General features: G+C 58.7%; 10 protein-coding genes and 1 tRNA gene. 6 read left to right on the top strand and 5 right to left on the bottom strand.

Annotation, left to right across the window (positions count from 1 at the left end):
* Positions 1–26: 26 nt before the first annotated feature.
* Positions 27–111: transfer RNA gene (locus tag ACIQ3A_RS11410), tRNA-Leu, on the bottom strand.
* Between the two features lie 256 nt (positions 112–367).
* Between ACIQ3A_RS11410 and cysM the strand changes: the two genes are divergently transcribed.
* From cysM to ACIQ3A_RS11395, 3 genes are read left to right on the top strand one after another with little or no spacing between them, the layout of a single operon-like run.
* On the top strand, positions 368–1,270 hold the full coding sequence (cysM, locus tag ACIQ3A_RS11405; protein WP_396431858.1) for a cysteine synthase CysM: 903 nt from the start codon (positions 368–370) through the stop codon (positions 1,268–1,270).
* Positions 1,271–1,284: 14 nt separating this feature from the next.
* Positions 1,285–1,842 (top strand): NUDIX domain-containing protein, encoded by a 558-nt coding sequence (locus ACIQ3A_RS11400; protein WP_396431857.1) that lies wholly within the window; start codon positions 1,285–1,287, stop codon positions 1,840–1,842.
* Positions 1,842–2,069, top strand: a complete 228-nt coding sequence (locus tag ACIQ3A_RS11395) for a sulfurtransferase TusA family protein (RefSeq protein WP_396431856.1) — start codon at positions 1,842–1,844, stop codon at positions 2,067–2,069. Before ACIQ3A_RS11400 ends, ACIQ3A_RS11395 begins: the two co-directional genes overlap by 1 nt.
* A gap of 10 nt (positions 2,070–2,079) precedes the next feature.
* Here the strand turns inward: ACIQ3A_RS11395 and galU are convergent, their stop codons facing one another.
* Entirely contained in the window at positions 2,080–2,964 is an 885-nt protein-coding gene (gene galU, locus ACIQ3A_RS11390) for a UTP--glucose-1-phosphate uridylyltransferase GalU (RefSeq protein ID WP_396431855.1), read from the bottom strand.
* Between the two features lie 25 nt (positions 2,965–2,989).
* Positions 2,990–6,058: a valine--tRNA ligase gene (locus ACIQ3A_RS11385; protein ID WP_396431854.1), complete on the bottom strand. Its 3,069-nt coding sequence runs from the start codon at positions 6,056–6,058 to the stop codon at positions 2,990–2,992.
* A gap of 321 nt (positions 6,059–6,379) precedes the next feature.
* On the opposite strand from ACIQ3A_RS11385, the gene ACIQ3A_RS11380 reads away from it, so the two are divergent.
* From ACIQ3A_RS11380 to ACIQ3A_RS11370, 3 genes are all read left to right on the top strand, one after another.
* On the top strand, positions 6,380–6,802 hold the full coding sequence (locus tag ACIQ3A_RS11380) for a rubrerythrin family protein (RefSeq protein ID WP_108408108.1): 423 nt from the start codon (positions 6,380–6,382) through the stop codon (positions 6,800–6,802).
* A gap of 109 nt (positions 6,803–6,911) precedes the next feature.
* Entirely contained in the window at positions 6,912–8,261 is a 1,350-nt protein-coding gene (locus ACIQ3A_RS11375) for a (Fe-S)-binding protein (protein WP_396431853.1), read from the top strand.
* 11 nt (positions 8,262–8,272) lie between these two features.
* Positions 8,273–8,863 carry a DUF3501 family protein gene (locus ACIQ3A_RS11370; RefSeq protein WP_396431852.1) on the top strand — a complete coding sequence of 197 codons (591 nt, stop codon included), beginning with the start codon at positions 8,273–8,275 and terminating at the stop codon, positions 8,861–8,863.
* A gap of 72 nt (positions 8,864–8,935) precedes the next feature.
* Here the strand turns inward: ACIQ3A_RS11370 and ACIQ3A_RS11365 are convergent, their stop codons facing one another.
* Positions 8,936–9,907, bottom strand: a complete 972-nt coding sequence (locus ACIQ3A_RS11365) for a Bug family tripartite tricarboxylate transporter substrate binding protein (protein ID WP_396431851.1) — start codon at positions 9,905–9,907, stop codon at positions 8,936–8,938.
* Between the two features lie 31 nt (positions 9,908–9,938).
* On the bottom strand, positions 9,939–10,865 hold a 927-nt coding region (locus ACIQ3A_RS11360), incomplete at its 5' end, for an oxidoreductase (protein WP_396431850.1).

Below are 10,865 nucleotides of genomic sequence, written 5' to 3'. Positions count from 1 at the left end.
CACCGCTAAGTGCTTGATTTTTAATGTGGTGCCCGGGGCCGGACTCGAACCGGCACGCCTTGCGGCGGGGGATTTTGAGTCCCCTGAGTCTACCAATTTCACCACCCGGGCGGTATTTGTGAAGACTCAAATTATGGCACAAAATTCGGCGGATTTACCGGGCCTTTGACAGCGCCCTGGTCAAATCTCTTGACGAGATGTGGGCTTGTTGTTCTGAAATGCACGCTTGACCGGACCCACTGGGATCAACCCCTCGCATTTGCAATGAGCTGACGCGGTCAGCACAGGTCTCGCAATCAATCAGGCTACCTCGCCTTTATCGGCCTTCCATTGGGTGGGGGCCTGCAAGTTATGGCAAAGTACGCACATGATTTATCCAACCATTGAAGATGCGATTGGCAAAACACCGCTGGTGGCTTTGCAGCGTTTGGGAGCAGCCGATATGGCGGCGCGGAACAATGTGATTTTGGGCAAGCTGGAGGGCAACAACCCTGCAGGGTCCGTCAAGGACCGGCCGGCTTTGTCGATGATTCGGCGGGCAGAAGAGCGTGGTGAGATCAAGCCGGGCGACACCCTCATTGAGGCCACATCCGGCAACACCGGCATCGCGCTGGCCATGGCCGCTGCCATCAGGGGTTACCGGATGGTGCTGATCATGCCCGAGGACTTGTCGATTGAGCGGGCTCAGACCATGAAGGCGTTTGGCGCCGAGTTGATCCTGACGCCCAAAAGTGGTGGCATGGAGTACGCCCGGGACCTGGCTGACAATATGGCCGCGCAGGGCAAGGGCCGCATTCTGGACCAGTTTGCTAACGCCGACAATCCGCGCATTCATTACGAAACCACTGGGCCGGAAATCTGGGAGCAGACCGGTGGTCAGGTCACGCATTTTGTGAGCGCCATGGGCACGACGGGCACCATCACGGGTGTGTCCCGGTATTTGAAGGAGAAAAATCCTGCGATTCGCATCATTGGTGCTCAGCCCAGTGAGGGTTCGCGCATTCCTGGCATTCGCAAATGGCCTGAAGAATACCTGCCCAAAATTTACGACCCGAGCCAGGTGGACGAACTGGTCTATGTCAGCCAGAACGAAGCTGAGGAAACTTGCCGCCAGATGGCCCGCACGGAAGGTGTTTTTGCGGGCATCTCGGCTGCAGGCGCATGCTGGGTGGCCCAGCAGGTGGCGAAGACGGCGCAAAACGCCACCATTGTGTTCATCGTGTGCGATCGCGGTGACCGATATTTATCTACTGGCGTTTTCCCCGCCTGACCGGAGCTGGCTTCATGGCTGAATTTCGTTTTTGTCCGCAATGCGCAACCCCTCTGGCCTGGCTTTCGCAAATGGAAGATGGCGGCGAGACCTTGCGTCTGCGCTGCACAGCATGTGACTTTACCCACTGGAACAACCCCACACCCGTGTTGGCTGGCATTGTGCAGGTGGGTGAGCAGATTTTGTTGGCGCGCAACGCCGCTTGGCCAGGCCGTCGTTTTGCCTTGATCACCGGCTTCATGGAGGCCGGTGAAACACCCGAAGAAGGCATTCGCCGGGAAATTGCCGAAGAAACCAACCTGAAGGTTTCGGCCCTCAAGCTGATCGGCGCTTACGACTTTCAACGCATGAACCAGGTGATCATTGCCTACCATGCGGTGGCCGAAGGCGAGGTGCGCTTGTCGCCCGAGTTGGCCGAGTACCAGATGGTCGACTTCAAGGACTTGATTTGCTGGCCTGCAGGGACCGGCTACGCCTTGGGCGACTGGTTGCGCACCATCGGCATCGAGCCTACTTTCATGAGTTGGGCCGACCGCGAAGCGCAGAGCCAGGAACCGAGCCAGGAAGCATGATGAATTTTGACAAAGTCATCGACACCAGCGGCCTGAATTGCCCCTTGCCCATTCTGAAAGCCAAGAAGGCTTTGAATGATCTGACCAGTGGCCAGTTGCTCAAGGTGATTGCCACCGACCCTGGTGCCTGGCGCGATTTCGAGGCATTTGCCAGGCAGACAGGCCATGAATTGGTCTTGCAGGAAAAGACCGAAACCAGTTTCGTTTTTGGGCTGAAGCGGCGCTGAGATCAGGTGTTCAGAGGCTCAAGCCCTTGAGGTATTCGCGAAACGATGCGCCCACTTGTGGGTGCTGCAAGGCCAGTTCGACTGTGGCCTCTAAAAAACCTTCTTTGCTGCCGCAGTCGTAGCGTTTGCCTTCGTACTGGAAGGCATAAACCGCTTCGCGTTGCATCAAGCGGGCAATGGCATCGGTCAGCTGGATCTCGCCCCCCACGCCCGTGGGCTGGTTGCGAATCTCGTTGAAGATGCCCGGCGTGAGGATGTAGCGGCCAGCCACACCCATGCGCGAGGGGGCTTTATCGGGGCTGGGCTTTTCCACGATTTTCTCGACGCGCATCAGTTGCTTGCCTGCCGATTCGCCCGCCACGATGCCGTAGCGTTTGACGTGCTCAAGGGGCACTTCCTGCACCGCCAAAATAGAGCGGCCTTGTTGCGTATGCGCTGCCACCATTTGAGCCAATACCGATGGCCCACCTTGTAAACCCACCATCAAGTCATCGGCCAGCAAGACGGCAAAAGGCTCGTTGCCCACCATGGCTTCTGCACACAGTACCGCGTGGCCCAGGCCCAGTGAGCGGGGTTGGCGCACATAAGCGCAGACCATGTCGTCGGGCTGCACCGAACGCACCAAGGCCAGCAGTTCGTCTTTGTGCGCCGTTTCGAGTTCGTTTTCAAGCTCGTAAGCGGTGTCGAAATGGTCTTCGATGGCCCGCTTGCTGCGGCCTGTGACAAAGATCATGTGGCGCACGCCTGCGCTGTAGGCCTCCTCGACCGCGTACTGGATCAAGGGTTTGTCGACCACTGGCAGCATTTCCTTTGGGGCAGCTTTGGTGGCGGGCAAAAAGCGCGTACCCAAGCCGGCGACTGGGAACACGGCTTTGCGAATCACGTTGTGGCTCATGGTGGTGTCCTTGGGGTGCAGGCAATCAGCCCAGACGTTGCAGTTGTTGGCGAATTTTGTCGAGCGTGGCGCTGAATTCAGCCACGCGTTTCTTGGCTTCGTCGATCACCGCAGGGGGGGCCTTGGCCACAAAGGCCTCGTTACCGAGCTTGGCGTTGGCCTTGGCGATTTCGCCTTCCAGGCGAGTCGCTTCTTTGGTCATGCGGATTTTTTCTGCTTCGACATCGACTTCCATGAACAAGCACAAGCGGGCTTCGCCCACCACGGCCACGGGCGCAGCTTGTGCAGCGGCGGCCCATTCGGCTTCTGACTCGAACACCTTGACTTCGCTCAGTTTGGCCAGAGATTGCAACACGGGGGCCACGCTCTGCATGAAGGCCGTGTCACCCAGTACATACATGGGCATGCGGGTGGCGGGCGAGACGTTCATCTCGCCACGCAGGTTGCGGCAGGCGTCGACCAGGGTCTTGAGCTTGGCCACGTGGGCTTCGGCTTGTGCATCGATCCGCTCGGGTTGGCTCACGGGGTAGGTCGCGATGCTGACCGATTCACCCGGACGGCCTGCCACCACCGAGACTTTTTGCCAAAGCTCTTCGGTGATGAACGGGATGATGGGGTGGGCCAGCCGCATGATGGTTTCGAGCGTGCGGATCAGGGTGCGGCGCGTCGCGCGTTTTTGCGCGTCGTCTCCGGTGTTGATTTGCACCTTGGCGATCTCGAGGTACCAGTCGCAGAACTCGTTCCAGACGAAGTCATAGATCGTGTTGGCCACGTTGTCCAGGCGGTATTCGACAAATCCTTTGGCCACGTCGGCTTCGACGCGTTGCAGTTGCGAGCTGATCCAGCGGTCGGCTTGGCTAAAGGCCAAGTAGCCGTGGGCCGGGCCGCCCACTGCGCATTCGGCTTTGCTGTGTTCTTTCAGGCCGCAGTCCTGGCCTTCGCAGTTCATCAGCACAAAGCGGGTGGCGTTCCACAGCTTGTTGCAGAAGTTGCGGTAACCCTCGCAGCGCTTGCTGTCGAAGTTGATGCTGCGGCCCAATGAGGCGAATGCGGCAAACGTGAAGCGCAGTGCGTCGGCACCGTAGGCCGGGATGCCTTCGGGGAATTCTTTTTCGGTTTGCTTGCGGACCTTGGGTGCGGTCTCGGGCTTGCGCAGGCCTTGGGTGCGTTTGTCCAGCAGGGGTTCGAGCGTGATGCCGTCAATCAGGTCGACCGGGTCAAGCACGTTGCCTTCGGACTTGCTCATCTTTTTGCCCTGCGCATCGAGCACCAGGCCGTGGATGTAGACGTGTTTGAAGGGCACTTTGCCAGTGAAGTGGGTGGTCATCATGATCATCCGGGCGACCCAGAAGAAGATGATGTCGTAGCCTGTTACCAATACCGAAGAGGGCAGGTACAGGTCGTAGTCGCTTTGGCTGTTGTTGGTGTCGGTGTCGGTAGCGCTGGGGAGCTTGCCGGAACCGGTCTTGCTCCCACTCGCTTCGCTCGCAATGTCACTGCGTCCGTTTCCGGCACGCTCGCCCGCTGCGGTGTTGACTTGGCTATCGTTGTTGTTACCCCAGCCCATGGTGCTGAAGGGGACCAAGGCGCTGGAATACCAGGTGTCCAGCACGTCTTCGTCGCGCTTGAGTGTTTTGCCGGGGGAGATCTTGTCAGCCTGTGCTTGTGCATCGGCTTCATTGCGCGCCACGTACACCTTGCCGTCTTGGTCGTACCAGGCCGGGATTTGGTGGCCCCACCAGAGCTGGCGGCTGATGCACCAGTCGGTGATGTTGTTCATCCACTGGTTGTAGGTGTTGACCCAGTTTTCGGGTACGAATTTCACTTCGCCCGATTGCACCGCATCGATGGCTTTTTGCGCAATGCTCTTGCCTGTGGCATCGCCTTGGCCGACCTGGTTCATGGCCACAAACCATTGATCAGTCAGCATCGGCTCGATCACCTGGCCTGTGCGGGCGCAGCGCGGCACCATGAGTTTGTGTTTTTTGACTTCGACCAAATGGCCTGAAGCCTCGAGGTCGGCTACCACGGCCTTGCGGGCCACAAAGCGGTCGAGGCCTCGGTATTTCTCGGGGGCGTTTTGGTTGATGGTCGCATCCAGATTAAGCACGCAAATGATTTCCAGCTTGTGGCGCTGGCCTACCGCGTAGTCGTTTTGGTCATGCGCCGGTGTGACCTTGACCACGCCTGTGCCGAAGGCCTTGTCCACGTAATCGTCGGCAATCACGGGGATGCTGCGGCCACACAGCGGCAGGTGCACTTGTTGGCCGATCAGGGCGTTGTAGCGCTCGTCTTCGGGGTGCACCATCACGGCCACGTCGCCCAGCAGGGTTTCGGGGCGGGTGGTGGCCACCACCAGGCCCTGCACGGTTTCGCCATCAACGGTTTGGGGGCCGTTGGCAAAGTCGTAACGGATGTGCCACATAAAGCCGTCTTCTTCGGCGCTTTCCACTTCAAGGTCGGACACGGCGCTTTGCAGCACCGGGTCCCAGTTGACCAGGCGCTTCCCGCGGTAGATCAGGCCTTGTTCATAAAGCTGAACAAAGGTCTCGGTCACGGTCTTGGACAGCTTGGGGTCCATCGTGAAGTATTCGCGGCTCCAGTCCACGCTGTCGCCCATGCGGCGCATCTGGCTTGTGATGGTGCTGCCCGATTCTTCTTTCCACTCCCAGACCTTGGCCACAAAATTCTTGCGTGCCTCTGCGGGCGTGGGGCCCATGTCGTGGCGGCTGATGCCCTTGGCTTGCAGCTGACGCTCCACCACGATCTGGGTGGCAATGCCAGCATGGTCCGTGCCGGGAATCCAGGCCGTGTTGAAGCCCAACATGCGGTGGTAGCGGGTCAACGAGTCCATGATGGTCTGGTTGAACGCATGGCCCATGTGCAGCGTGCCTGTCACATTGGGTGGCGGCAACTGGATGGCAAAGGCGGCAGCGTTGGCCACAGGGGCGCCCGTGCCCCGAAAACCTGCTACGCCATAACCGCGCTTTTCCCATTCGGGGCCCCAATGGGCTTCCAGGGCCGCGGGTTCAAAGGATTTGGACAGGCTTTCAAGGCCAGGCTGATGGGCCGGGGTCATGGGGGCATTGCTCATGGCGGGGTCTTTTCAAAAAAGAAAACGGCATCTCAGCAGATGCCGTGCAGGACACTGAGAGTCCCAATCAGGTGATTTTACCCAGCCCATCCGGGCTTAATCAGGTGCGCCATTCACCTGCCTGAATGGGCCTTGTTGTGCGGTGCTCGGTTGACCGTGAAACTTTGTGTCTTGATATTTATCAATCGCCAAGTGCAATAGCCTTGATAAATCCATTTCATTGCATCAATCTATTGGGCGCTCGATCGGTTTGGGGCTAATCTGACAGTTCTCTGGCAATCCCGCCAGGGCAACCCACTTGATAACCACAAGGAGATACCCATGGCAGCACTCAAAGGCTCGCGCACGGAACAATGCCTGAAAGATGCCTTCGCAGGCGAATCCCAGGCCAACCGTCGCTATTTGTACTTCGCGAACAAAGCTGACATTGAAGGTCAGAACGATGTGGCCGCGCTGTTTCGTTCCACCGCTGAAGGTGAAACGGGTCACGCCCATGGGCATTTGGAGTTCCTGGAGCAATCCGGTGACCCAGCCACCGGCATGCCGATTGGCTCGACACGCGACAACCTGGCTTCGGCTGTGGCGGGTGAAACCCACGAGTACACCGACATGTACCCCGGCATGGCCAAGACCGCTCGCGAAGAAGGTTTTGACGAAGTCGCCGACTGGTTTGAAACCCTGGCCAAGGCTGAGCGTTCACACGCCAACCGTTACCAGAAAGCTTTGACCGAACTGGTGGATTGATTCACCGGCCAGTCACCCCGCTGCACAGCAATGCGCAGCGGGTTTTTCTCAGATCTTTGGCGACAGAGTCCTTGGAAAAACCCCCAAAAATTCCCGCTAGGAGCACATCATGGCCAAAGAAGGCAACCTCGAAGCCCCCACCAGGCACGCCCTCGCTTGGGAAAGCCCCGACTTTTACAACGAAGAAAAATGTTTTGACGAGTTGGAGCGCATATTCGATATTTGCCATGGCTGCCGCCGGTGCGTGAGTTTGTGCGGCTCTTTCCCCACCTTGTTTGACCTGGTGGACGAGAGCAAAACCATGGAAGTCGATGGGGTGGACAAGAAAGACTACTGGAAAGTGGTGGACCAGTGCTTCATGTGCGACCTGTGCTACATGACCAAGTGCCCCTACACCCCGCCGCACGAATGGAACCTGGACTTTCCGCACACCATGTTGCGGGCCAAGGCCATCAAATTCAAAAAAGGTGACGTGGGTGTTGCCGAGAAGTTGCTGGCCTCTACCGATGTGCATGGTTCCCTTGCTGGTATCCCGATCGTGGTGCAGGCGGTGAATGCCATCAACAAAACAGCCGCCGCCCGCAGCGTCATGGAGAGCGTAGCTGGCGTTGACAAAAACGCCTGGTTGCCCGAATTGGCCACCCAAAAGTTTCGCAGCAGCGCCCCGGATGCCAAAGCAGAGAAGGTGGTTGACGGCGCCAAGACACCTGGCAAGGTGGCCATCTATGCCACTTGTTACATCAACTACAACGAGCCAGGCATTGGCCACGACCTGCTGAAGATCCTGGACCACAACGACATTCCCTATGTGTTGGTCGAGAAAGAAAAATGCTGCGGCATGCCCAAGCTGGAACTCGGCGACCTGGACTCGGTCAAGGCCTCCAAGGAAGCGAATATTCCCGTGCTGGCCAAATACGCCAAGGACGGCTACGCCATCATGGCGGCCGTGCCCAGTTGCGCCTTGATGTTCAAGCAAGAGATCCCGTTGATGTTTCCGGACTGCACCGACACCCAATTGGTGAAAGCCAGCATGTGGGACCCGTTTGAATATTTCATGGCCCGCAAGCGCGATGGGCTGCTCAAGACCGAATTTCCACAAAAGCTGGGCAATGTGAGCTACCAGATTCCCTGCCATGGTCGTGTGCAAAACATCGGCAAGAAAACCGAAGAGATGCTCAAGATGATTCCGGACACCCAGATCAACACCATCGAGCGCTGTTCGGGGCACGCCGGCACGTATGGTGTGAAAAAAGGCTCACACGACATGGCCATGAAGATCGGTAAACCGGTGTTCAAGGCCATGGCCACCATGAAGGATGGCAGCAAGCCCGACTTCATCAGCTCGGATTGCCCACTGGGTGGGCACCACATTGCCCAGGGCTTTGAAGTCAACGGCCTGGGTGCCCCCGAACTGAACCACCCCTTGACGCTGGTGCGCAAGGCCTACGGCCTCAAATAAGGAGCAACGCCATGCAACTGACCGGAAAAATCACCCCTGAGACCCTCATGTCTCTGGAGGCTTACACCAAGTGGCGCAAGCTCAACAAGCCTGCAGTCATCGCCCATCGCAAGCTGCGCAGTGTGCGACTGGGAGACCACATCAACATTCAGTTTGAAAGTGAAACCACGATCCGCTACCAGATCCAGGAGATGCTGCGCATCGAAAAAGTCTTTGAAGAAGAGGGCATCCTGCAAGAGATCGATGCTTATGCCCCGCTGGTGCCGGATGGCAACAACTGGAAGGCCACCATGATGATCGAGTACACCGACATCAACGAACGCAAGCGTGAGTTAGCCAAGCTGATCGGTGTGGAAGACCGCATGTTTGTCGAGGTGGAAGGCCATGGTAGGGTCTACGCCATTGCCGACGAAGACCTGGACCGCGAGACCGAAGAAAAAACTTCGGCGGTGCACTTTGTGCGCTTTCAGTTGGCACCTGGCATGTGCGCTGCAGTCAAAGCCGGGGCAGGGGTCAAGATGGGGTGTGACCACACGCATTACCCATCGCACATCGAAGTCGCTGCAGATACTTTGGCCAGTTTGGCGGGTGATTTGAAGTAATCCCCATCACCCAGATGGCAAAAAGCCGGAGCGGGCCGCATGACCTGCGCCGGCTTTTTTTCGTGCCGCCGATCAGTCCAGTTTGATGTTGGCAGCCTTGATGGCTTGGGTCCAGTCGGCGATGTCGCGGTCCAGCAGTTTGGTCATTTCGGCAGGTGCGACAAACCGCACTTCGATGCCTGCTGCATCAGCGCGCTGTTTGCTTTCTGGCAAGTCCAGACTGCGCTTGACCGCATCAGCGAGCTGGCTCACGGCGCTTGCAGGCGTGCCCGCTGGGGCGTACAGGGCCACCCACGACTCCAGGTCAAAGTTGGGATACCCGGCTTCGGCCATGGTGGGCACTTGTGGCATGCCTGCATGGCGTTTTTTGCCGGTCACGGCCAGCGCCTTGAGCTTGCCTGCCTGAATGTGCTGCATCACCGAAGGGGGTGTGGTCATGAAGACTTGAACCTGCCCAGCCAGCACATCGGCAATGGCCTGACCGGAGCCTTTGTAGGGCACGTGCACCAAGTCAATGCTGGTCTGTTGCTTGAAAATTTCGGTGCCAATGTGCGAGACCGAGCCGTTGCCTTGCGAGGCGTAGTTGAGCTTGCCTGCATTTTGTTTGGCGTAAGCGATGAACTCTTTCATGTTGTTCACCGGCACCGAGGGGTGCACGGCGACCACGTTGGTGGCCACGGTGATCAGGCCCACGGGTGTCAGGTCTTTCAGCTCCCAGGGCAGCTTGCTCATCAGGATCGGGTTGGCGACGTGGTAGCCCGAGTACGAGACCAGCAGTGTGTGGCCGTCTTTGGGTGCCCGTGCCACCTGTTGGTAAGCCAGGTTGCCGCTGGCGCCCCCTTTGTTTTCCACCACCACCGACTGGCCGATCAAGCGGCCCAAGGGCTCAGAAATCAGCCGGGCTGAAGTGTCGACCAGGCCACCTGGTGGCACAGGCACCACCAGGGTGATGGGCTTGCTGGGGAAGGCTTGTGCCATCAGGGCCATGGGGGCGCACAGGCTGGCCAAAGCCAGCAGGCGAGTAAGTTGTCGGCGAGTGGTCATGGTTTGTCTCTCTTTTTTGGAAGGTCAGAAATCAACGCATGCCAATCTTGGCTTCGTTGAAAATGTTTTTGGCTTCGCGGGGCAAGCTGCGCCAGTATTGGTGTTGGGCATCGACGGTGCCTCCCAGCGCCACAGCAGCTTCCCAGCCCCAGCGCGGCTTGTACAGGAAAGAACGGGCCAGCGCCACCAAGTCGGCGTCGCCGCGTTGCAGCACGGCTTCGGCCTGGGCGGGTTCGGTGATCAGGCCCACGGCGATGGTGGTCAGGGTTGATGCGGCTTTGACGGTTTTGGCCAAGTGCACTTGGTACTCTGGACCAATGGCAATTTTTTGCAAAGGCGACACGCCGCCCGACGAGATGTGCACGAACTGCGCACCGGCTTTTTTGAGCTGAATGGACAACTCGGCCGTTTCTTCAATCGTCCAGCCAGCATCGACCCAGTCGGTGCCCGAGATGCGCATGCCCAGCGTGCCGCCAAAAGCCTCGCGCACGGCTTTAAATACTTCGAGCGGGAAACGGATGCGGTTTTCAAAAGAGCCGCCGTAGGCATCGCTGCGCTGGTTGGAGATGGGTGACAGGAACTGGTGCAACAAATAGCCGTGGGCCGCGTGCAGTTCAATCGCCTCGATACCCAGTGCGTGGCTGCGCCGGGCGGTGTTCACGAAGTCGGCTTTGATTTGGGCCAGGTCGGCCAAGCTCAACTCGGTGGGCGGGGCCTCTTGTGGCAAGTGCGGCAAGGCGCTGGGCGCAACCGTTTGCCAGCCACCATTTTCGGGGGCGATGAGCATGCCGCCGTGCCAGGGCGCAGCGCTGGAGGCCTTGCGACCCGCGTGGCTGATCTGGATGCACACGGGCATGGCAGGGGCCAGGCGACGGGCGCGGTGCAGCTTGTCGGCCAAGGCCGCTTGGGTGGCATCGTCCCACAGGCCCAGGCAACCGGGGCTGATGCGGCCGACCGC

Origin of the sequence: Limnohabitans sp. (assembly GCF_044361985.1) — a bacterium.
Classification (GTDB): domain Bacteria; phylum Pseudomonadota; class Gammaproteobacteria; order Burkholderiales; family Burkholderiaceae_C; genus Limnohabitans_A.
This window is presented reverse-complemented; position numbering and strand designations above follow the sequence as displayed.